A 22,332-nucleotide genomic window follows, 5' to 3' on the forward strand; every position below is an offset into this window, starting at 1 on the left:
AAATTTTGGTAAATTTAAACTGCGAATAAAGAATGATTAAAACTATTTTAACCAAACAAAATAGTAATGAATTTTTGAGCATTGAAAATGAAGTTAAAGTTTTAGCGATAATTACATCTAATAATTTCTTTGAATTATATTATTACCTAAATAATTTATTGACAAATAAAAAAGTACATAATATATTAGTTTATGTAATTTATGGTATTTTTTGTAAAATAAGATACCTTATTTTATATTTATACTTACAGAAATTATAAGGAGAGGAGGAAAAGAAATTGGGAAATGAAAATATTCAGGAATGGGTTAAAAATAAAGAAAAAGAGCTACATATAAAAGTAGGATTAAATTTTTTAAATCAATATGCAATAAGTGTGATTTGCAAAATATTCTATGAAGAGGCTATTTTTCGGAGTTTTGAGGCATTGACAGTAGAAGAAATCATTCAAAAAAAGGGTTATAGTGAGGCATCCTCAAAAAGGCCGCTAGAATTAATGTGTACTTGGTTATGTTCAAAGGATATTTTGAAAAAGGTAGTGGGTGAAGATCAAAAAGTTAGATACGCCATTACCAAGACTATGCCGTCACCTGATTTACTACAGCTTGAAAAAAGCGTAGTAGGAAGGACGATGCCAGGAGCAACACAGTTATTACAATTACCTCTTAAATATGCAAATGAAATTTTGATGGGTCAAACTACAAATGAAAAGTTATATGCTCACCATTCTGTACCACTTTGGCAATCTTATTTTAGCCATCCTGGTATGTATATTCCTTCTGAGATAGCTGCGCAGTTTATTTACAATAAGATAAAAAATCGAACTGATCCAATAAGAATAATGGAAGTAGGAGCTGGTTCCGCAAATGGAACACGAGCATTATATGAATTATTACTTTCCAAAGGTCAATTGAATTTAGTCGAAAAGTTTATAATAAGCGATTTCTCAGAAGAATTTCTTGAAAATTGCGAAAGGGAAATAAAGAATAAATATGGTTCCCATGACATCTTTGAATATAAATTGTTTGATCTTAATAGCTCCCCTGCCAAACAGGGAATAGAGAAAGCGTCAGTAGATTATATTTTAGGCGTTAATTGTTTGCATTATATTAAAGATTGGTCAATGCAGTTCCAAGAGATGCGTAGTATTTTGAAAGATGAAGGATGGTTTTTATCAGCTGGATATTTTAGAGATACGCTAAATGTTCCTTTCCATATTGAGTTACATGGTAGTTTTTTTGAAGAATACCATGATGTTGTACTAAATGAAAAATTCCGACCTGAATTCGGTATTATGACGCCGGAATTATTTGAAAGTGCATTAATTAATTCAGGATATTCTGAAACTGAAATTTGGCCACAAAGAGATATCTGGGAAAATTTAGATTTTTACTGTGGTATTGTAGCGGGAAGATAATGAAAACTAAAAAACTAAAATAATAGGAGAATTAAATTATGAATAATTTAACTAAAAATATTGAGAATGAAGTTAAGCAAATGATAGTTGATCGATTAGGATTATTAGATGTTGAAGTAGAAAGCATTGATAATGATGCACCAATTTTTCTTTCTTTTGATGCAGAAGGCACAGGTTTAGGACTTGATTCTGTTGATGCATTGGAACTGGTTGTAGGGTTAAATGAAGTATTCGACATACAAGTAACTGATGAAGATATGGCTATTTTCCGTAATGTTTCTAGTATTGCAGATTTTATTCGTGAGAAAAAAGGGGAATAAAACGGAATGGCTAAGAGCTCTAATCGAGTTGTAGTAACAGGACTTGGTATTGTTGCCCCAAACGGATACGATAAAGAAACGTTTTATCAAGCATTGTTAAGTGGGAAAACTGGAATTGGCAGTGTTGAACGAATCGACATGTCTGATTTCCGTACTCAGTTAGCGGGTGAAGTGAAAATTACTTTTCCGGAAATGGCCAAAGAGCACAACTATGACCGGACGATATCATTGGCTTGTCTTGCATTAAACGAAGCATTAAATGATTGTGGAATGGATTCTACATATTTAAGTAGTTTAGGCCCACGTGCTGGGATGAGTTTTGCTACTTCTTTAGGTGGTAATTCTAGAATGATGGAATATTTGAAAGAAGAAATAGATGAAAGAAAAACCCAGCCAGAATGGTTAGCAGATTTAAATTTATTTTCTAATTACATTGCTAAATATGCTGGAGTTAAAGGAAATATAAGTTCCACTACATCTGCTTGTGCAGCAGGAACGGCTGCGGCAGGTATTGGATTTGATCAGATTAGATTAGGGCGTGCAGATGTAATGATAATTGGAGGTTCGGATCCATTAACTGAATTTTCCATCGCGGGCTTCCATTCTTTAAGGTCTTTAAGTCCTACTGCAAGTAAACCGTTTGATGAAAATCGTGATGGTTTAGTAATTGGAGAAGGTGCATCAATAATTATTTTAGAAAATTATGAGCATGCTTTACAACGGGGAGCTCATATTTATGCAGAAATAATGGGCTATGGGTTAAGTAATGATGCTTATCATGTTACTTCACCTGATCCAAATGGTGGTGGTGCTATACGAGCTATGGAAATGGCATTACTAGATGCGGGTTTGAAGCCAGAGGATGTAGATTATATCAATGCCCATGGTACTTCAACAATTGTAAACGATAAGATGGAGCTAAATGCCATTAGTCAAGTATTCCATGAGCATGCTTATAAAATTGCTATATCTTCAACCAAATCAATGACTGGACATTGTCTCGGTGCTGCGGGAAGTATTGAATTAGCAGCATGTATTTTAGCATTAGAAGGGGAGTTCATTCCACCTACTGCAACATTAGAAAAAACAGAAGAAGACTTTAAAGAATTCCGTTTAATTAAAACCAAGGGCAAAAAAGAGCCGATAAAAGTTGCTATGTCTAATTCTTTTGCCTTTGGAGGAAATACAGCATGTGTCGTTTTAAAAACAATCGATTAATGGAATGTTAGAAATGAGGTGCAGCTTGGTTAATACTGATTACGATGTTATTGTTATTGGTTCAGGTATAGGTGGTCTTTCCTCAGCGAGCGCTATGGCAAATAAAGGATATAAGGTTTTAGTTTGTGAGGCCGGAGGAAGAATTGGCGGTTACTGCCAATCGTTTGAAAGAAAGGGATTTCGTTTTAACTCATCCATTCATAAAATTGGCGGTCCCTTTCCTCGTTATTTAACGGAACAATTTCTAAGTTTAATGGGTGAGAGTAATCAACTTGAGTGGACTGAGTTCGAGGAATACGTTCAGGTCGGAAATATTAAAGTTAATGCTGGGTCGAAAGCAATGAAGGAAGATTTGAAAAAACATTTTCCTCATGAATCTACTCAGTTAGATACCTTTTTTTTCGATATTCAATTAGCGTTTAAAGAATTAATCTATCTTGAAAAAAACAGAAATAACATTACAGCATTTAATTCGGCAGCTATGAAATTACTGATGCAATATCAAGTTATAACGATAGAGCAATTGTTACATAAGTATTTTCAGGATGAACATTTACGCGGTATTTTATATGCTCTTTGCGATGGTACGCCAGGACAAAGTGCAATCGTATTAGTTGTATTTTTAAATTTGCTTATTGGGAATTCAGTTCTACCAGTTGGGGGAGCTGAAAGTATACTGAATATTATGCTAAAAGTTGTCGAAAGAGCCGGAGGGAATTTACTATTAAATTCTCGAGTAAACCGTATTTTAGTTGAGGAAGGACGAGTGGTTGGAGTAGAGGTAGATGGAAAACAAATCTTTAGTAGATTTGTAGTCTCTAATGCAGATATCTATACTACATATGAGAAGTTAATCGGTCAAGAGCATATTTCACCTCGATTTCTTCATAAATTACAAAAAGTTTGGCAATCTAGTTCATCCTGCTTTTCAGTTTGGTTAGGTTTAGATTGTCCAATACAGAATTTAGGTTGGAATGGGCAAAATATGAGTTATTACCAAAAATATGATCGATTATTCGAGATGAAAAAAGATCTATTAACTCCCGGTGGTAAACTTCCAAGTGACACTTACTGTTGGATAGGTACTTCTGCAAATCTTGATCCTACATCATCGCCAAATGGATATTCTCAAGTTTCTTTAGGAATACCTATTTCATACCAATTTGAGAATAATTGGGGAATTGAAAACGGGAGAAGAGGTACAGAGTATCGTAAGACAAAAAAGCGACTTGCAGAACAACTAATTGATTCCGTGGAACATATTTTACCAGGCTTGAAAAATCATATTATTGTAACCACTATTGCATCCCCACATACTTTCGAGAGATATTCACTTAACACCGGAGGAGCTTACTTAGGTTTTGCATTTAATCCTTCTTATTTACAGGATAGGATGAGACCAGAATCAAAAGGTTTGTTACAAGGCTTGTATCTTAGTAGTAACTGGAGTTCTATGGGAGGAGGATTTATCAAGGTAATGATGGAAGCATTAAGGGGCGCAGATTTAATGCTAATGGAAGACAAGCGTACAGATTTCTATGATTTTCAAAATCAATACTTTTTTGAACAAATGTCAAAAGTTTAAAAGGTTAATTCAATTATAATTGGAGGTCTATTTTGAAACGACCAACTACTGTGAATATTCTAGATTGCGGAAGAATCCGTTTTAAAGGGGATTCCAATTGGATGCCCGTACAAGCTTTTTTAATTCAAACATCTGAGGTAAATATTGTAGTAGATGCTGGGTTTCATCCTGATATTATAACAAATACAAAAGGATATTTAGGAATGCTATCCTCGGTAGTAGAGATAGAAGTAACAAAAGAAAACCTAATTGATCACCAAATTAAACAACATAATCTAGAAGTTTCTAATATAGATAAAGTGATATATTCCCATTTACACTTTGATCATTGTGGAGGAGCTGTCCTTTTTGAGGGGAAAACAACTGAAATGGTACAGCTTAAAGAATTTGAATCAGCTCATAATGCTCATTTTCACTTTGAATATAATAAAAAAGATATTGATTATGCTAAAAATTTCAAAAAAATTAAAGGTAATTTAGATTTACTAGGTAATGGAGAAATCCATCTTATCGAGACACCTGGACATTCTGCTGGTCACCAATCTGTATGGATTGAAAATTCAGATGATTCAGATATTTTATTGCTGTGTGATGCCTCTTATTCAGTACATCAATTTATCCACCGTGGCCATTCAAAATATCCTTTTAAAAAAGAATTAGAGATTGCATCTATAAATCGACTGCATAATATGATTGAAAATCGGAATAAACCTGTATGCGTATACGCTGGTCATGATCCTATTCCTCAAATAATTTCAGAAAGGTATTAAAAGGAAAAATATATGGAGAATAAATGTTTTGATGTTGTTGTATTAGGTGATAACTTGATTGCAATTACTGCCTCATTGTTACTAATGAAAAGAGGGCTTAAGGTTCAACGAATAGGGCAATATCGCGAATATGATAAACAGCCTTGTTTTCCACTTTATCATCAGGACGCGGATCAAGGAATTCTTGGTTTAATCTTAAGAGAAGTAGGAATATCAATCCCAACAAAGCCTATTTACCATATAGATAATTCTTTTTTTCCTGATTTTGAATGGAAGAGAACCCGCTCTCTCGTTGAACAAAATAACTCTCTAGTGAAATTATTTCCTGATGATATTGAAGCGATAAATGTCTATTTTGAGGTAATAGAGGGACTTGGAAAGGAATGGTTTGCCTTATTGGAAGGGAATATAATTTCAAATCCAAATAAATTCCCCTATACAATAAAATACAGTAACCTTTCTTATGTAAATTTCATTGAAAAATTGTTTAAGGGCAATCAAAAACTTATTAGTATTTTTTGCATTGCCCTTCCATGTAGTGACGTTGCTTTAACTGTTATGGCGGGTTACCTATACGGACAGGTTTATGATGGATGTGTAATTAATGGTGGAATTCATGAAGTTAAGCATCAAATGGAAATGATTTTGAATGAAGAAAATGTACATCTCCATAATACTAATTTACCAATCACTATTATAAATGAGGATACCCGTTATAAAGTGCAGTCTCATCATCATACTGAGTGCTATGCCAAATGCGTACTAGATACAAGAGGAGACTTACAAATTTATAAAAAACAGTTGTTTCCAGTTTCTAAATTATCTTTTCTTAGTATATTGCTTGAAGTAGAAGAGAATATCCAAGGTATACCAAGTACTGAAATTTGGTATGAATACCCTGATTATGATGTGCATTCTTATTATAAGAAAATGGAAAATGGGACGATACCAACTGATATTGCTTTTACTCTTTGGAACCCAAATGCAAGAGCAGGAAAAGTAGAGAATGAATTGCGTATAGATATACCATTACCAGCCCTTGGAAATAAAGATAAATATAATGAAATAGTTCATCGGGTTTTACGAAAATTAGAAGATAGAATTACCAATCTTAAAGGCAAAATTATCAATCAACAAATATTTACGCCAGAGATGCATGAACAGTGGTCTAATTTGAGTGGTGGATCAGGAACAAGATGGGCATTTTCAGTTAAGCAGGTCTTTAAAAATCCAATGCAGATGGAGGTAGTACCTTCATATTATAGTACTCATGAATGGGGATTTGCATGGTTTTCTGTAGCTTATATTGTAGCAAATCAAATTACTTTAAAATTTGAAAAAAATGCCGTGAAGAAGTAAGTATATGGGATGGGGAGAGAAATGTGACACAAATATTTGTATTTAAAACAACTCCGCGATTTAGCGATACTGACGCTTATGGCATTGTACATCATAGTAACTATTATAAAATTTTAGAAGAAGCAAGAATTAATTTTGCAAAAAGCGTACTGGATTTAAGTATGAAAAATTTCGATGAATTAGGCTATCAATTTCCTGTGATAAAAAGTGAATGTAATTATAAAATCCCCATATTTTATGAGGATAATTTAAGAATAGAAATAAAATTTAGTATAGAGAAAGCTGCTAAATTAAATTTCTTTTATAAAATTTATAATGATACAACTAATCAAATTCATGCGGATGCGAAGACTTCCCATGTTTTTGTAGAGCAAGACGGGAAATTATGTTTAACCTATCCAGAATGGTTTATTTCAAAGTTAAGATTAGCATTAGAAAAGCAAGAATATCAATTTGATTACAGTAAAAAGGGAAGTTGAAACGATGATTCAAACAAAGGAAAAAATATATTTTCCAAAACTCTTAACTTTTCACGAGGAGTCAAATAATGTATTAATCAGTGCCGTCAGAACAAAATTAGCTGCGGATGGACTTCGTGTTAGTCCTGCATTACTTTTATTACTCGGTGGAGGAATAGACTTTTTTTATCGCAGTCATATTGATGAAGGAAAAAATGAAAGTTATGCATCCGCAGTTAATCCTCACTTTTTAAGAGATTTATGTTTGCCATTGGGTTTGTACTTGGAAGATTTCAGAACTATTGATATCAGACGTTTACAACAAGATATAAAAAGAAACCTGCTATTGAGAGTCGCCCCTCCGATGATAGAAATTCCAGGTTGCATGTTGAATAGTGCAAATTTGGAAATATATCCAAGGATATTAATGCTTGTAGCAGGCCTATCTGAAGATGAATCCGAACTCATTGTTGTACATCCTATGAAAAGGGAATATTTGCGTATTGCATATTCTTCTCTCGCTTCAATTTGTGAAGCAGAAGGTGGCATTCGTTGGTTAATGATAAATAGTCCTTCATTCTCAAAACCAGTGTTTCCACCTTTAGAATTAGGATTAAAACAATCTCTACAATTATCTTCATTTCGTAAAGTAAATGAATCGAATTTATTAGGAATGACTTTACTAAGAGGAGAACAAGCTTTTAAGAAATGTATAAACGACTTGTATTTTATAGGTACAGCATCAAATGAATCTGTACAGGAACATTACCTTCAGCATTTAATGAGTAATACAAATGTAGAGTTTGGAGTTACTTGGGGCAGAACCTTACTAGCCGATGCATTGCAAGAAGTTAATTCCTTTTTTTCGATTGAACATATTTTACAAGATGTTAAAACACTAGCAGACAATTGGAAGATATGGACAGAAATTATTAGCAGTCGTAAAGATGATTATTCTACTATATCAAAACAAGCAATTGAAAAACTTAATGATATATATATTACAGAAAAGAAAATAGCAGAATTTTTTATTAACTCCACTGAAGTTAGATGAGGTGTATATAAAAATGATATTAAGCCAATATCCTCACCGCTTAAGTATTTCATGCCGATCTGGGTCTTTAAGAGATGTTCTCGAATATCATGGTTTTCCCTTTAGTGAAGCAATGATATTCGGGTTAGCCAGTGCTTTATCATTCGCTTATGTTCGACCAAGCTCAACATCGATGAATACGGAATTTGTTTTAATAAATGGTTCGATTCATTTCGATTACCATGAAGTTAGCTCTTTATTAAGATTACACTATTCTAATTATTTTCCAAGAAATGATAGTGATGCTTGGGAAATAGCACGACAAGCTATAAAAGATAAACAACCTGTTTTATTAAGTACTAGTTTACCTATATACCTGCCTTATTTAAAAACGTCCCAAGTACCTTCATCAATATCAACACCAAAAAGCGAAAATCAGCAAAGATTTATTGAACAATCACAACAAATATTTTCTAGACTACGGACTCCTGTAGGAAATCATATTACTCAACTGATCGGTTATGATGAAGACAAAAACGAAGCTTATATTTTAGAAAATAATATATCTATAGTTCAAACAATTCCGCTATCAGTTTTGACTGAATCTCGTAATCCTAAAATAGAATGCATTAAATCTCCAAATAATGAAATGATGATTTTTTATCCACCTAAAAAAATGCCTTCTTTAAATTTTGCTATTAATACAGCTATTTATCGCATGGTTCATTCATTTTTGTATTCTAGTTATCCTAGCAGTGGTTGGAAAGCAATTAAGAATTTAAAAGACGATTTTCCACATTGGCCTGAGTTAATGTCAAATGACAAGTTGCAAAATTCGCTATTCATGATGCATTACTTGTCTGAAACTACTGGGGGCGGAGGGTTTTACCGGAAATTATATAGCCGTTTTCTTTTTGAGGCAGCAAAAATTCTTGGAGATACGGTATTACTTGAATGTTCGACAGAGTATCGGGAAATTGCAACCATGTGGAGACAAGTAACAAATTTATGTATGAACGGAGCATTACAACCTGAAAAAACAACTCGTAATCCTGAACTACTAGAGTTGTTGAACATACTGGTTATTCGTGAATATGATTTAGCTAGAAAGTTAGAAGCTCACATAAAATTGGGAAAAGAAAATGATTAATATTTGTCAAATAGGAGGAGACACATTATGAAAATAGTCGATTTTCCTCATCGATTAAGTGTAACGTGTAGGGCCGGTAACATTCGAGATTTGATGGAGTATGAAGGGTATAAGTTTACGGAAACTATGTTATTTGGATTAAGTAATGGCTTGTCTTTTGCGTATCTCTTACCTGAAGAGACTAAGGAAACAGTTGATTTTGCAATGATATCTGGTGTTACACATAACCAATTTGAAGAATTAGCTTCATCACTTCGAATGCATTATGCATCTTGTATACCAACAGATAGTGAGCTGGTTTGGGAGCATATAAAAGAGTTATTACAAGAGGGAAAACCGGTTTTCTTAGATGTAGTTTTATCCTTGTATTTAAAATATTTAGATAAACCTGGTTTACCAGGATCAAGTGAGACGCCACATACTGCATCAAACGATTTTGTTTCTACTTGGGATCGCATGTTTTCTCAATTACAGACACCAGCGGGTACTCATGTCACGATGCTTATTGGTATAGATGAAATAGAAAATCAAGCCTATATTGTCGAAAATAACTTATCGCGTATTCAAACAGTTCCACTTGACGTTTTGAAATATGCATGTAATCCACCTATGACAGTGACAAATCATCCTCAAAATCGTTACGGTGTGTATTATTTACCAACAAAATTTCCGAATATCAAGGAAGCAACCAAAAATGCAATATACGCAAATATGCATTCATTTTTATACACAAGTAGAAAATATAATGGAATAAATGCAATTGAACGTTTAGCGAAACAAATGCCCAATTGGTTAGAGCTTATGCCGCGAGAACAAGTAAGTATAACAATGGGGATGATGTTTTATATATCAGAAAAGGCGAGTGGTGGAGGATTTTATAGGCGGTTATATGCAGGATTTCTTCGTGAGGCTGCGCACCTACTTGGTGAAGATAGATTAGAAGAAATATCTAAAGATTACTACAAGTTAAGCAATATGTGGAGAGAACTGAATAAGCAGTTAGCTAAAGGGGCAGATTTCCCAGAATCAATCTTAAATTCAACCGATTTGAAAGTTTCTATTAATAAAATCGCTGCCGAAGAACGGCGAATTGCTGAGTGTTTATTAAGTCTGGCAGAAACTTGGAGGATGGGAAATGAAAGTTTTATCTCAATGGATTGATGTGCATCATATTGGTTCACATTGTGCCTCAACAGCAATGCGTACCATATTTTTAGGATATGGCTATGCGTTTAGTGAAGATCTATGTTTTGGTTTGGGCAGTGGTCTAGGATTTACATATCAAAAATATCAGTCAGTCGATTATTACTTTTTTACTGGACGGAATGATAGCCTCGAAGAAAATGCAGTAGGTATTCTAGGTGGGTATATTGAGACAAAGCGAACAGATGATCCAATAGTAGGTTGGCAATGGGCTAAGCAGTGGATTGATTTAGGTGTTCCCGTCATTTTAGATTTAGATATGATGTACTTACCTTATATGAAAGATAAATTACAAATAGAGCAATCATTTCATTTTGGTTTACATAATGCTATTTTAGTTGGCTATGATGAAGAAAAAAGTGTAGCTTTCCTATTGGACTATTTATGGAATGATGTTATAGAAGTTAGTTTGAAGGATTTGGAAAATGCTCGTAATTCTAAAACCTCACCAATTAAACCAGATAACGGATTAAAAGCTATCGTATTGCCAAAAGGACAAAGGGATATAAATCTAATTATTAATGAAGCAATCAGAACAAATATATTTAGAATGAAAAGGCCGTTTGCCTTTAAAATGGGGCTTCCAGGTATCAAACTTTTTGCGCGAGAAATAAGAATGTGGAATAAACTATTGCCTGAAAAAGAAAGGCAAACGCATGCTTATATGGCATCCATGCTGTTTGAAAAGGTAGGAACAGGTGGAGGCAACTTTAGAAGAATGTATGCTCGTTATCTTAAAGAGTGCGCTACTTTAACTGGAAACCAACAGTATCTTAATAGTTATAAAAATTATATGGAGTTATTCAGATGTTGGCGGCAATTAGCTAAACTTTTTGAACTTGGTGCTATAGATCCAAATACCGGTATTTTCGCTGATGATCCAGAAATCGAAATATTTTTAGAAAAAATGGTCGATTTAGAATATAAAGCACTAGAAAATTTAGAAGCTATCATTTCAATAAAGGAGGTAATGACATGTTAAATGTGCAGGACATAAGAAAAGCATTGCCACATCGCTACCCATTTTTAATGGTAGATAAAATTGTAGAAATTGAACAAAATCAACGAGTTGTTGGTTATAAAAATGTTTCATTAAATGAACCATGGGTTTCAGGGCATTTCCCTGATGAACCGATTTTTCCTGGAGTTTTAATATTAGAGACCATGGCTCAAATCGGAGGATTTGCTTTCTGGTCACCTAATTCAACAGACGGCCAGCTAAGAGGTTATATATCTGGGATGGATAAAATTAAATTTGTTCATCCTGTTTATCCAGGAGATAAATTAATGATCGAGGCAACTGTAACAGCAAAGTACAATCAACATGCACAAGTCAAATGTGAGGCTAAAGTTGATGAAAAGTTAGTTGCAAAATCGGTAATATCTTATGTATTTAAATAGAAATAGTTTAAAATCGCTCTTAATGCAAAGAGAACCGATGTTGATGTTAGAGTCCATTCAAAAGTTGGATTTAAACGTACTTATTGCTGTTCCAAGTTATGATGATATTTGGACGAGCGACAATAAAGTTTCGTTAATCAGTATTGTGTTGGAAGCAATGGGTCAAGCTGCAGAGATTTTATGGAGACTTAACGGTTTAAAAGGTAAGGCATATCTTGCAATGATTGATAAGGTTGAAATTGATTCTTTGAACTTATTACCGAAAGCAGATGTAAAAATAAGAGCACAAATTTTAAGCTCTTTTGGAAATTTTAAAAAAAGTAAAATCATCTATGAATACAAAGAAAAGAAAATATTGTCTATAGAAACAACACATTTTTTTGACCCTATTTAGATAACTTATGTGGAGGTTATGTATGGAACGTGTAGTAGTTACTGGAGCTGGCATTTTATCACGTGCTGGTGTAGGAATTGAGCAATTTTGGGATAATGTAGTACAAGGAAAATGTAGTGAGGATAAAAATATAACTCTTGATTTATCTTCTTTGTCTGATTTAAGAACAGTAAAAAAAATGGATCGATTTTCTCATTTAACTTTACTAGCAACTTTAATGGCTATAGAAAATAGCAAAATGGATTTAGCTCAATTGAATGTTGAGAAAATTGGAACTATTTTTAGTACAGTGTATGGATCTCTACAAAGTAATGAAGCATTTGCTAGAAAGTTAATAACTAGTGGCTCAAATTATACTAGCCCTACTATTTTTACAAGGACTGTAGCAAATGCTTGCATTGGTCAAACATGCATTAGTACTGGACTTAAAGGAGTAAGTACTATGTTAATGGGAAGCAATAGTATCGGTTATGCATATGACTTAATTTGTACAGGGAAAGCAAATGCAATTGTAGCTGGTGGAGTAGAAGAATATCACGCTGACGTAGCAAATTCATATAAAGAACTTAACTATATAACTACAGTAGATAACAATCAAGAGATAATTAGTAGACCGTTCGATACGGAGCGTGATGGTATTGCTCTAAGAGAAGGTGCTGGTGTGGCTGTAATAGAGGCACTCGAACATGCTGAACAACGTCATGCTCCAATTTTATGTGAAGTATTAGGATATGGTGGTGCCTTTTCTGAAGTAAGTCCAGAAAGAGCTTTGTCTCCAATAGAAAGTAAACCCTTTGAAAATTCTATGAAATCTGCGTTATTAGATGCAGGATTAGAGCCAGAAAATATTGATGTAGCTATTCTTTCTGCAAGTGGCTCACGTTATGGTGATTTAGCAGAAGCTTTAGCTTTTCATAATGTTTTTGGTACATATGCAAAGAATATTCCTGTTACGTCTGGAAAAGGACTGATAGGAGAAACGATAGGGGCATCCGCTTCTATAGGATTTATCATAGGTGCACTTAGTTTGTATTATCAAATCATTCCTAAGACTGTAGGTTGTACTAAACCAGATAGTGAAATTCACTTAAATGTTGTAACTGACACTAAGAAAATGCCGATTAAAAATATTTTAATAAACAGCTTTGATGTTGGTGGTAATCTATCAAGTATTGTTTTAACTAAAATATCACAATAACTTTTGAAATGAGGTAGGACATGAAATTAAAAGGAAAGGTCGCAATCATTACAGGTGGATCGAGGGGGATTGGAAGAGCAATTGTAGAAAAGTTAGCTCAAGAAGGTGCTGATATTGCTTTTACTTATAACTTCGACAAAAAATCTGCGGAGCAAGTGGTTGTTGACATTGCAAAATACGGAAATGATATAAAAGCCTATCAGTTAGATTTAAAAGATTTATCGCAGATAAAGTCTTTTGTAAATTGTGTAACGGCTGATTTCGGTAAAATTGATATTCTAGTTAACAATGCTGGTGTTACAAAAGACAGTTACCTAATGATGATGAGTGAAGATTCTTGGAATGAAGTAATTGACACAAATTTAAATGGATTATTTTACATAACTAAGCAAGTTATCCCATCGATGATTAGACAAAAAAATGGATCTGTCATTAATATTACGTCTGTAGGCGGGATTATCGGTGTAGCTGGTCAAACAAATTACTCTGCAGCAAAAGCAGGTATTATTGGCTTAACGCATTCATTAGCAAAAGAAATATCGTCCAAAAAAATTCGAGTAAATGCGGTTGCACCCGGTTATATCGAAACAGATATGCTGAATAAAGTACCAGAAAATTTAAGAACAAAGTATACAGAGACTATACCAGTAAAACGATTTGGAAGACCTGAGGAAGTAGCGAATGTTGTTGCTTTCCTTGCATCAGATGACGCTAGTTATATTGTGGGACAAACTATTGTAGTCGATGGGGGATTATTGTGTTAGAAGGAAGAAGAAATATTAGTTAAATGTAAGGCGGGATTAAATGTTGTTAAAGGAGAGTACAACTTTTATTACTGGAGCATCAGGTGGATTAGGGTCTGCATGTGCCAAGTTATTTGCTAAGCAAGGATCAAATTTAGTGTTATTCGATAAGAATGAAAATATTGTTAAATTGGCAGAAGAAATAGGTACAAATGTTATTGCTTTTGTTGGTGATGTAACTAATGAGAAAGATCTGCAAGAGGCTATTACATTAGGGATTACGCAATTCGGAAGTATTGAAAATATGATCTGTTGTTCGGGAATCGTACGTGCAGGTACAATCACTGAAACAGAAAAATCGGATTGGCAGCATGTTTTTGATGTAAATGTTTTGGGTGTATATCTTAGTTGTAAGGCTGTCCTACCAATTATGGAAACTCAAAAATATGGAAGGATAGTAACAGTTTCTTCTCATTTTGGACTTGTGGGTGCACCTCGATTATCTGCGTACATCGCTTCCAAAGGCGCAGTAATTCAACTGACTAAATCAATAGCATTAGATTACGGTAAAAAGAATATCCGAGCTAATTGTTTATGTCCAGGAATGATGAAGTCAGATATGTTTAAAGGCATCATAAAACAAGTTGGAAGTTCCAGAGAGTGGGTTGATCTTATGAGAGGATTACCTAATGGAGAACTGGAACCTGATGAAATAGCAAAATCAGCACTTTTCCTAGTTTCCTCTGCAGCCGATACGATGTCGGGTTCAGTCTTAGTAGCGGATGGTGGATATACTGCCAGATAAAGGGGGATTTAAATGAAATATTCGCATATTGATGCTTCACGAGTATGGCATTGTTGGAATCAAATGGATGTATATTTGAAACAAATGTATACCCTAATTGAAAAATCAGAAGGAAATTTGGTTACGGATCAAGATGGTAAGACTTATTTAGACGCAAACTCCTCCTTATGGAATGTAAATATTGGTCATGGACATCCAAAAGTAATAGAAGCCATAAATAAGCAACTTAAACAGTTGGATCATTCATCTTTGTTTTTAACGACAAATGGACCAGCTATAGAATTAGCTAAAAAACTATCAGAATTAACCGGTAACAGATATCCCCATGTTTTTTATACAAATAGTGGTTCGGAATCGACAGATACCGCGATGAAAATGACGAGACAATACTTTTATAACAAAGGAAAATCGACAAAGAGTAAATTTATTAGCTTACAAAATGCATATCATGGCAGTACTTTTGGAGCGATTAGTGTTTGTGGGATAGAGTATGATAAAAAACCATTTGGTGACTTAATACCAGGTTGCATTCAAACAAAATCTCCTGATTTGTTTCAAAAACCTGTACATATGACCGTGGAAGAATGGATTTTATCTTGTATTGATGATTTAGAAACAGTGATATTGAATGAAGGAGCAGATAGTATAGCTGCTTTTATTTCTGAACCAATACAAGCGTCCGAAGGGATTGGAGTAATTCCAGATTTATATTGGCAAGGAGTTCGTAAACTTTGTGATCAATATGAAATTCTTTGGATTAGTGATGAAATTGCAACTGGGTTTGGAAGAACAGGGAAAATGTTTGCCGCTGAACATTCAGGTATATGGCCAGACATGATGTTACTTGCTAAAGGCATTACAAGTGGGTATTTTCCATTGGGGGCAGTGCTAGTTAAATCAGAAATATTTGAATGTTTTTTAGGAGAAGTTGACTCTGGTAAAGAGTTTGTGCATGGATTTACTACAAGTGGTCACCCGGTGGCATGTGCTACTGCAATTGCTAATATTCAAGTTATTGAAGAAGAAAATCTAGTACAGAATGCGGCTGAAATTGGAGAATTTTTACTTTCTAATTTTTATGAATTAAAGAATCAAGAAGGCATAATTGATATTCAAGGAAGAGGACTTATGCTAGGAATCCGCTTATCCGATCAATTAAGTGCGGCTCCAATAATAAACCAATGGCCAATTTCGATGATAGTTACTAATTTATTAGCTAAAAGAGGGATTCTAGTACACGCTGCAGGTACGAATGCTGTAGTGCTTGCTCCAGCACTAACATTTACTAAAAAAAACTGCGACGATTTCATGAAGGAATTGAAATATGTTTTAGGTCTTTTAAATAAAATTAAAGCAATGAAAGTGCTGAACTCATGAATATGAAAGAACCAGATATTGTTATTATTGGAGCAGGAATTGCTGGTTTGGCTACGGGGGCACAGTTAGCTAGTGAAGGATTATGTGTATGGCTTATAGAACAGAGTGCTAATGTAGGTGGGTATGCAGGTGGTTTTGAACGTAAAGGTTACCATTTTGACATTGGGGCGCATCATATCGGAGGATTTAAATCGGGTGATGTTATTGATCGATTACTGTACAAATTAAATGTGCGAGAAAAAATAGAAGTTATTTACAGTGATCCGATACAGGCGATATATGGAGAAGAAAGAATAAATATACCTTTTTCTTTAAACAAATTGCAAGAAGTATTAATTGATAATTTTCCTAAATACACTGTAAACATCAAAAAATTAATGGATGATTTAAAATCGTTTAGTACTGCATTGGTGCAAAATGATCAACATAGAATTGCTTCATTCTTTAGAATGTGGAGTGGAAAAACCTTTGCAGAGTATGTACTCTCGATAATTCCGAATAAAAAAGTGTTGGGGATCTTGTCTGCTTTAGGTCCAGGTTATGGTGGAATATCTGCAAACGGTTCTGCTTTTACATTAGCAAGTTTATTAGCCTCTTATAATGAAGGTGCCTATTATGTAAAAGGCGGCACCTATAAATTGTCAAAACTACTCATGGAAGAAATAGAAAAACGTGGTGGACGCCTATTAAACAATACAAAAGTAGAACAAATAATGACAGAAGGTTCACAAGTGGTAGGCGTGAAAGTAAAGAATATAAATGATGAATTTGACACAATAAAAACTAAAACTGTAGTTTCTGCAATTTCTATTAAACAAACATATAATATGCTAAATCCAAATGATGTAAATAGTCGATTTGGACAACGGTTAAAGCAACTAGACATTGGTCCTTCAGCTTTAAGATTATATGTCACATTATCTTCAAACTATAATCCGGAGGTCAGTGATATTAGTTATTTCCCAAGTTGGGATGCTGAAAATTGGGACAATGATTTATGTTATCGTTCGCAACTTCATCAGGGAAAAGCACTACCTATTACACTTACATGTTTTCCGACGAAGGTAGATTCTACTTTGGCTCCTGATAATGGGCATATTATGTTGATGACAATTCTAACTAGAGAAGGTTTTTATAGCGATGATCGAACGGAAATTAATAGGTTGCTAGAAATTGCAGAATTCATTACTCCTGGAATGAATTCATATATTACAGATATAGAGTTAGCCACTCCAAATACGTTCAAAAAATATACTTTAAATGATGAGGGATCTGTATTTGGCTGGGAGCGCACCCCTATTCAAAGCCTACGCACAAATGCACTTAAAGCCAGTATTGGTGTAAATGGATTATTTATTACTGGTCAATGGGGTCCTAATTTTGGCGTCTATGGAGGGTTTTTAGAGGCAGAAACAGTATCAGAAAAAATAGTGAATGAATTTGAAGGAGTGAAATAGCGTGCCTGACATTCTGGAAATAAAGAATCTTACTAAATCATTTACTAATAAAAATGTAGTTAGTGAACTTTCTCTAAATATTAAAAAGGGAGAAGTTTATGGCTTAATCGGACCTAATGGAGCGGGAAAGACTACATTAATTAATATGATTTGTGGATTAATAAAACCTACAAATGGTTCAATTACTATGGACAGCCAAAACATTTATAAAGATAATTTTAAATTTAAAAAATTGTTGGGAGTAGTACCACAAGATATTGCGCTCTACACTGCTTTAAGTGCAAAGGATAATTTGTTATTTTGGGGGCGTATGTACAACTTAAATGGAGAAAAATTAAAAAAAAGAGTAGCTGAGTGTTTAAAGTTAGTAGGTTTAGATGATAGAGCAAATGAGAAAATAAGTACCTTTTCTGGCGGTATGAAGAGAAGGATAAATATTGCGGCTGCTATTTTGCATGAACCAGCGTTACTAATTATGGATGAACCTACAGTTGGTATTGATCCACAATCTAGAAATCATATTTTAGAAACGATCAAACAATTGAATAGTAAGGGAATGTCAGTTATTTATACTTCTCATTATATGGAGGAAGTTGAGTACTTATGTGATCGTATCGGCATAATTGATCATGGCAGGTTAATCGTTCAAGGAACCATTGAAGATGTTATTCTCCAAATTGGCGACAAGTCAAAAATTATATTTTCACTTCAAAACAATAATGAAAGCGCAATAAATTATATTAAGAATAACATTCCAAACATTCAAGAAGTTGAGGATCATAAACTAATAGTTAATACAGCTAATGTTCATCAAACACTATTAAATATACTAGAAGTTATCAAAGATTCAGGGGAAAGTATAGCAACGATAGATATTCTTTCACCAAGTCTAGAAACTAGTTTCCTCCAAATAACAGGAAAATCACTTAGGGATTAATTGGAGGGAACTTTATGAAGATATTATGGCTTGCTATAAAAGATATAAAATTAACTTTTTTTGATTGGAAAGCTGTCTTAATTTTAGTTATCACACCATTATTATTGGTTTTAATACTAGGTTACGCCTTAGCTGGGGTTTTTGAAGATAAGCAAATTATTGAAAAATTTACTGTTGCGGTGGTTCTTAACCATCCTAATAATGAAAGCGAAAATTTAATAAAACAAGTAGAACAGCATGCAAATCAATATATTCATTTAAAGGAAATGAATCAAGAAGAAGCTAAAACAGAGGTGAAAAGTGGGGAAATACCAGTAATGGTTACAGTTTCTGGTGATTTGCAAAAGGCTGATAGTATAGTAATTCAGCATAATATAAAAGCAGAGCTTCAAGGCAAAATAACTGAACAAGTATTCAATCAAATAATACAAAGTTCGAGACTGTTAGGACAAGCATATAAAGCTACTGGAAATACGAATGCTGTTCCGTATCAAAAAGAAGATCACATGGAAACAGAGGATATTTCGGAAACATTATTTATCGAAAATAGCAGTGCGAATGATGGAAAAATTGTTTCTTCTTTTCAATATTATGCTGCTGGAATAAGTGTCATGTTTATTTTATTGACAGGTATGTCGGGTCTGAGTTCAATAATTGAAGAAAAAAAATTAGGAACCTATAGCAGAATAAGAATGACTTATACTAGCCTACCTTCATTTATCATTGGAAAGTGGTTAAGTACAACTGCTACTTGTTTACTTCAATTTTTCATTTTAATATTAGGAACTTCACTTATTTTTAATATATCGTGGGGAAATCATTTGGGAGTTTTATTTTTATTAATGCTTGCTTATGTTTTTGCCATTGGCGGGATTGTTATTTTCTTAACAATATTTATTCAGACAGAAACAATGGCTAACATTATTCGCGGAGTAGGTGTCCAAATTATGGTATTACTAGGTGGCAGTATGATACCTATTCACACTTTTCCGGAAATGTTACAATATGCGGCTTATATCACTCCTAATTATTGGGCACAAAATGGGCTTTTGAATTTAATGGGAGGTAGAGGTTTTAGTAGTATAACTGTCGAATTATTAGTTTTATTTTGTATAGGTCTTCTTACATTTAGTATAGGTTTTATTAGACTTTCTAAAGGGGAGGAGGGGAACCTTGGGTAAAATATGGAGTATAGCAAAGCAACAATTTAAACTAATTTTAGGGAAACGGGGTTCTATATTTCTCATGTTTGTAATGCCCCTTGTTTTTTCCTTAATTTTTGGATTTTTAAATGGGACTTTTGGAAATAAGGAGACAACATCCTTACAAATGGTAGTTGTGGATTTAGACAAAACACAGATATCAGAAGATTACAAAACCTTATTGAAAAATGATTATTCTTTTTCCTGGATTGAAAAAAATGAATCAGAAGCGAAAAAGCTAAATGATAAAAATGAAGCAATCGGTGTGTTAATAATTCCTAGAGGTTTTCAAGAAGGAATTATACAAAGTAATGAAAGTGAGCAGATCATATTAAATTCGAAACAGGAATCGATGGAATTACAAAGCGTAAAAAAAATAATTACCTCATCTTATCAACAGTTAAAAGCTGTCTATGACATCGTTTATAATGACAAACAAAATGATGCTGTAAGTAACGTATCGAGCGTCATTGAAAATGTCAGTTCAAACAATCAAACGATTATTAAAAGACAAATTATAGGTGATGGGCTAATTGTTGAAAAACAAAAAGCAGTTAATCGTAACTCATTAGGATTTGCAATTATGTTTCTAATGTTCACTCTTATGTCTTCGTCAGCGGTTTTACTTGAAGAACGTGCTGAAGGAACTTGGGGTAGGTTGATGACCACACCAACCTCTAAAATTACTATTTTAATGGGCTATTTATTAGCATTTTTTATGATTGGTTGGTTCCAATTTGGCATATTAATGACTATTAGCACTTTTGTTTTTGGCGTTACATGGGGAAATATTTGGGGAGTTATTATATTTGCTTCTGTGTTGATTATAATGTTTATTGGTTTAGGGTTAATGATAGGTGGATTCGTAAAAACTGTAAAGCAGCAACAAGCTATTGGCAGTTTAATAATCATTTCGACTTCAATGTTAGGTGGGGTTTATTGGCCAATAGATGTTGTTGGTGATGTTTTGAAAAAGATATCATACGTAACGCCTCAATCTTGGGCGTTAAGTGGTTTTCAAGAATTGATGGTTGGTAATTCTAATCTATTTGGAGTAGCTTCACAAATGGCTATTTTAGTAGGGTTTGCAGTAGTATTTCTTGGTTTAGGATTAAAAAGATTAAAATATTGATAGGAAAAGTATCGGAAGTGGAAAATGATAATTGGACTTGGGTTTGATTTAATTGATTTAACTAGAATAACACAATTGTTAGAACGTAATAATTCGGGATTGGAGAAGCTATTTTTTACTGATCTTGAAAGAGAACAATTCGAAAAAATAAAGAACATGAAACGAAGAATTGAATGGGTTGCCGGCAGAATAGCTGCTAAAGAGGCGTTTGTAAAAGCAATAGGAACAGGTTTTGCAAAAAATGTAGGGTTTCAGGAAATAGAAATAATATCAAACCCTTTAGGCAAGCCAGAAGTAAAGTATTTAAAACCTATAGAGTTAATTTTTCCTGCTTATCACAATGTAGAATTTTTCCTTACAATTACGCATTCTCAACTATCAGCAGGAGCGGTTGTTGTAATACAAGGAATACCAACAATTAAAGAGTGAATTTCTCTTTATACAAAATTTTTATTTGATTTGAAAGGCGGTTACTATGTACATAATACAAGGTTTAAGTAAATCGTACAAAAATGGTGAAATTATAAATCAAGTGTTAAAAGGAATTGATTTAAATATCGAGACGGGTGAGTTTATAACTATTCTAGGGCCTTCTGGTTCAGGGAAGTCCACATTTTTAAATATTTTAGGGGGGCTAGATACAGACTTTCAAGGGAAAGTGAAATTTTTTGATAAGGATCTAGCTACTTTTAATGAAAAACAAATGGTTAAGTTTCGTCGAGATAATGTTTCATTCATTTTTCAAGAATATCATTTACTCCCTACGTTAACGGTCTATGAAAACGTACAGGTAGGACAATACTTAAGTGTTTCTAAAAGTTCTATCGATGATATTTTAGAAAAAGTAGGTTTAGCGGAGCATAAGAATAAATATCCAAGCCAACTTTCTGGAGGACAGAAGCAACGTGTTGCGATAGCACGTGCAATTATTAAAAATCCTAAAGTTATTTTTTGCGACGAACCAACAGGGGCGCTTGATAGTTCTACAGCAAAAATAATAATGAGTTTACTATTAAATATGAATAAAGAAAACAATATTACTGTCATTTTGATTACGCACAATACGGAATTAGCCAATTTATCCAATAAGGTAGTTTATGTGGTTGATGGCGAAATAGATTCTGTTAAAGTTGTTGAAAATCCACTTAGTCTTGAAAAGATTGTGTGGTGACAAA

The 22,332-nt window shown here is 33.6% G+C and carries 23 protein-coding genes; all 23 read left to right on the forward strand.

Going from position 1 to position 22,332, the window contains the following annotated elements; genetic code table 11:
* The first annotated feature begins 278 nt into the window (after positions 1 to 278).
* Positions 279 to 1,415, forward strand: a complete 1,137-nt coding sequence (locus AO843_RS07100) for a class I SAM-dependent methyltransferase (protein WP_054610415.1) — start codon at positions 279 to 281, stop codon at positions 1,413 to 1,415.
* A gap of 38 nt (positions 1,416 to 1,453) precedes the next feature.
* Entirely contained in the window at positions 1,454 to 1,735 is a 282-nt protein-coding gene (locus AO843_RS07105; RefSeq protein WP_054610416.1) for an acyl carrier protein, read from the forward strand.
* A 6-nt stretch (positions 1,736 to 1,741) separates the two neighbouring features.
* Complete coding sequence (locus tag AO843_RS07110) at positions 1,742 to 2,953, forward strand: beta-ketoacyl-[acyl-carrier-protein] synthase family protein (RefSeq protein ID WP_054610417.1); 1,212 nt, start codon at positions 1,742 to 1,744, stop codon at positions 2,951 to 2,953.
* A 25-nt stretch (positions 2,954 to 2,978) separates the two neighbouring features.
* Complete coding sequence (locus tag AO843_RS07115; RefSeq protein WP_054610418.1) at positions 2,979 to 4,538, forward strand: phytoene desaturase family protein; 1,560 nt, start codon at positions 2,979 to 2,981, stop codon at positions 4,536 to 4,538.
* A gap of 101 nt (positions 4,539 to 4,639) precedes the next feature.
* The gene (locus tag AO843_RS07120) at positions 4,640 to 5,308 is read left to right on the forward strand and encodes an MBL fold metallo-hydrolase (protein WP_156313941.1); all 669 of its coding nucleotides are present in this window, start codon (positions 4,640 to 4,642) and stop codon (positions 5,306 to 5,308) included.
* Between the two features lie 12 nt (positions 5,309 to 5,320).
* A complete protein-coding gene (locus AO843_RS07125; RefSeq protein ID WP_054610420.1) occupies positions 5,321 to 6,667 on the forward strand; it encodes a hypothetical protein in 1,347 nt (448 codons plus the stop codon).
* A gap of 23 nt (positions 6,668 to 6,690) precedes the next feature.
* Positions 6,691 to 7,146, forward strand: coding sequence for an acyl-CoA thioesterase (locus AO843_RS07130; protein ID WP_054610421.1), 456 nt, complete (start codon positions 6,691 to 6,693; stop codon positions 7,144 to 7,146).
* Positions 7,147 to 7,150: 4 nt separating this feature from the next.
* Complete coding sequence (locus AO843_RS07135; protein ID WP_054610422.1) at positions 7,151 to 8,179, forward strand: hypothetical protein; 1,029 nt, start codon at positions 7,151 to 7,153, stop codon at positions 8,177 to 8,179.
* 13 nt (positions 8,180 to 8,192) lie between these two features.
* Positions 8,193 to 9,308, forward strand: a complete 1,116-nt coding sequence (locus AO843_RS07140) for a BtrH N-terminal domain-containing protein (protein WP_054610423.1) — start codon at positions 8,193 to 8,195, stop codon at positions 9,306 to 9,308.
* 27 nt (positions 9,309 to 9,335) lie between these two features.
* Positions 9,336 to 10,469: a BtrH N-terminal domain-containing protein gene (locus AO843_RS07145; RefSeq protein WP_054610424.1), complete on the forward strand. Its 1,134-nt coding sequence runs from the start codon at positions 9,336 to 9,338 to the stop codon at positions 10,467 to 10,469.
* Positions 10,444 to 11,493 carry a BtrH N-terminal domain-containing protein gene (locus AO843_RS07150; protein WP_054610425.1) on the forward strand — a complete coding sequence of 350 codons (1,050 nt, stop codon included), beginning with the start codon at positions 10,444 to 10,446 and terminating at the stop codon, positions 11,491 to 11,493. Before AO843_RS07145 ends, AO843_RS07150 begins: the two co-directional genes overlap by 26 nt.
* Positions 11,487 to 11,912, forward strand: coding sequence for a 3-hydroxyacyl-ACP dehydratase FabZ (gene fabZ, locus AO843_RS07155; protein ID WP_054610426.1), 426 nt, complete (start codon positions 11,487 to 11,489; stop codon positions 11,910 to 11,912). The genes AO843_RS07150 and fabZ overlap by 7 nt, the downstream gene beginning before the upstream one ends.
* A 37-nt stretch (positions 11,913 to 11,949) precedes the next feature.
* The gene (locus tag AO843_RS07160) at positions 11,950 to 12,306 is read left to right on the forward strand and encodes a hypothetical protein (protein WP_156313942.1); all 357 of its coding nucleotides are present in this window, start codon (positions 11,950 to 11,952) and stop codon (positions 12,304 to 12,306) included.
* Between the two features lie 22 nt (positions 12,307 to 12,328).
* The gene (locus AO843_RS07165) at positions 12,329 to 13,504 is read left to right on the forward strand and encodes a beta-ketoacyl-[acyl-carrier-protein] synthase family protein (RefSeq protein WP_054610428.1); all 1,176 of its coding nucleotides are present in this window, start codon (positions 12,329 to 12,331) and stop codon (positions 13,502 to 13,504) included.
* Between the two features lie 20 nt (positions 13,505 to 13,524).
* A complete protein-coding gene (gene fabG / locus AO843_RS07170) occupies positions 13,525 to 14,268 on the forward strand; it encodes a 3-oxoacyl-[acyl-carrier-protein] reductase (protein ID WP_054610429.1) in 744 nt (247 codons plus the stop codon).
* A 43-nt stretch (positions 14,269 to 14,311) separates the two neighbouring features.
* On the forward strand, positions 14,312 to 15,052 hold the full coding sequence (locus AO843_RS07175; protein WP_197278887.1) for an SDR family NAD(P)-dependent oxidoreductase: 741 nt from the start codon (positions 14,312 to 14,314) through the stop codon (positions 15,050 to 15,052).
* Between the two features lie 12 nt (positions 15,053 to 15,064).
* Complete coding sequence (locus AO843_RS07180; protein WP_054610431.1) at positions 15,065 to 16,429, forward strand: aminotransferase family protein; 1,365 nt, start codon at positions 15,065 to 15,067, stop codon at positions 16,427 to 16,429.
* Positions 16,426 to 17,886: a phytoene desaturase family protein gene (locus tag AO843_RS07185; protein ID WP_054610432.1), complete on the forward strand. Its 1,461-nt coding sequence runs from the start codon at positions 16,426 to 16,428 to the stop codon at positions 17,884 to 17,886. Before AO843_RS07180 ends, AO843_RS07185 begins: the two co-directional genes overlap by 4 nt.
* Positions 17,887 to 17,896: 10 nt before the next feature.
* Positions 17,897 to 18,823: an ABC transporter ATP-binding protein gene (locus AO843_RS07190; RefSeq protein ID WP_054610453.1), complete on the forward strand. Its 927-nt coding sequence runs from the start codon at positions 17,897 to 17,899 to the stop codon at positions 18,821 to 18,823.
* A gap of 14 nt (positions 18,824 to 18,837) precedes the next feature.
* A complete protein-coding gene (locus tag AO843_RS07195) occupies positions 18,838 to 20,004 on the forward strand; it encodes an ABC transporter permease (RefSeq protein WP_054610433.1) in 1,167 nt (388 codons plus the stop codon).
* The gene (locus tag AO843_RS07200; RefSeq protein WP_054610434.1) at positions 19,997 to 21,157 is read left to right on the forward strand and encodes an ABC transporter permease; all 1,161 of its coding nucleotides are present in this window, start codon (positions 19,997 to 19,999) and stop codon (positions 21,155 to 21,157) included. The genes AO843_RS07195 and AO843_RS07200 overlap by 8 nt, the downstream gene beginning before the upstream one ends.
* A 24-nt stretch (positions 21,158 to 21,181) precedes the next feature.
* Positions 21,182 to 21,586: a holo-ACP synthase gene (acpS, locus tag AO843_RS07205; protein WP_054610435.1), complete on the forward strand. Its 405-nt coding sequence runs from the start codon at positions 21,182 to 21,184 to the stop codon at positions 21,584 to 21,586.
* Positions 21,587 to 21,632: 46 nt separating this feature from the next.
* Positions 21,633 to 22,328: an ABC transporter ATP-binding protein gene (locus AO843_RS07210; RefSeq protein ID WP_054610436.1), complete on the forward strand. Its 696-nt coding sequence runs from the start codon at positions 21,633 to 21,635 to the stop codon at positions 22,326 to 22,328.
* Positions 22,329 to 22,332 lie beyond the last annotated feature (4 nt).

Source organism: Lysinibacillus sp. ZYM-1 (genome assembly GCF_001308875.1).
Classification (GTDB): Bacteria; Bacillota; Bacilli; order Bacillales_A; family Planococcaceae; genus Lysinibacillus.

Bases quoted from the DNA above. Each gene is read 5' to 3' on its own strand.
- AO843_RS07105 (WP_054610416.1), top strand. From the start codon at position 1,454: ATGAATAATTTAACTAAAAATATTGAGAATGAAGTTAAGCAAATGATA.
- AO843_RS07110 (WP_054610417.1), top strand. From the start codon at position 1,742: ATGGCTAAGAGCTCTAATCGAGTTGTAGTAACAGGACTTGGTATTGTT.
- AO843_RS07120 (WP_156313941.1), top strand. From the start codon at position 4,640: ATGCCCGTACAAGCTTTTTTAATTCAAACATCTGAGGTAAATATTGTA.
- AO843_RS07125 (WP_054610420.1), top strand. From the start codon at position 5,321: ATGGAGAATAAATGTTTTGATGTTGTTGTATTAGGTGATAACTTGATT.
- AO843_RS07135 (WP_054610422.1), top strand. From the start codon at position 7,151: ATGATTCAAACAAAGGAAAAAATATATTTTCCAAAACTCTTAACTTTT.
- AO843_RS07140 (WP_054610423.1), top strand. From the start codon at position 8,193: ATGATATTAAGCCAATATCCTCACCGCTTAAGTATTTCATGCCGATCT.
- AO843_RS07145 (WP_054610424.1), top strand. From the start codon at position 9,336: ATGAAAATAGTCGATTTTCCTCATCGATTAAGTGTAACGTGTAGGGCC.
- AO843_RS07150 (WP_054610425.1), top strand. From the start codon at position 10,444: ATGAAAGTTTTATCTCAATGGATTGATGTGCATCATATTGGTTCACAT.
- fabZ (WP_054610426.1), top strand. From the start codon at position 11,487: ATGTTAAATGTGCAGGACATAAGAAAAGCATTGCCACATCGCTACCCA.
- AO843_RS07160 (WP_156313942.1), top strand. From the start codon at position 11,950: ATGTTGATGTTAGAGTCCATTCAAAAGTTGGATTTAAACGTACTTATT.
- AO843_RS07165 (WP_054610428.1), top strand. From the start codon at position 12,329: ATGGAACGTGTAGTAGTTACTGGAGCTGGCATTTTATCACGTGCTGGT.
- fabG (WP_054610429.1), top strand. From the start codon at position 13,525: ATGAAATTAAAAGGAAAGGTCGCAATCATTACAGGTGGATCGAGGGGG.
- AO843_RS07180 (WP_054610431.1), top strand. From the start codon at position 15,065: ATGAAATATTCGCATATTGATGCTTCACGAGTATGGCATTGTTGGAAT.
- AO843_RS07185 (WP_054610432.1), top strand. From the start codon at position 16,426: ATGAATATGAAAGAACCAGATATTGTTATTATTGGAGCAGGAATTGCT.
- AO843_RS07195 (WP_054610433.1), top strand. From the start codon at position 18,838: ATGAAGATATTATGGCTTGCTATAAAAGATATAAAATTAACTTTTTTT.
- acpS (WP_054610435.1), top strand. From the start codon at position 21,182: ATGATAATTGGACTTGGGTTTGATTTAATTGATTTAACTAGAATAACA.
- AO843_RS07210 (WP_054610436.1), top strand. From the start codon at position 21,633: ATGTACATAATACAAGGTTTAAGTAAATCGTACAAAAATGGTGAAATT.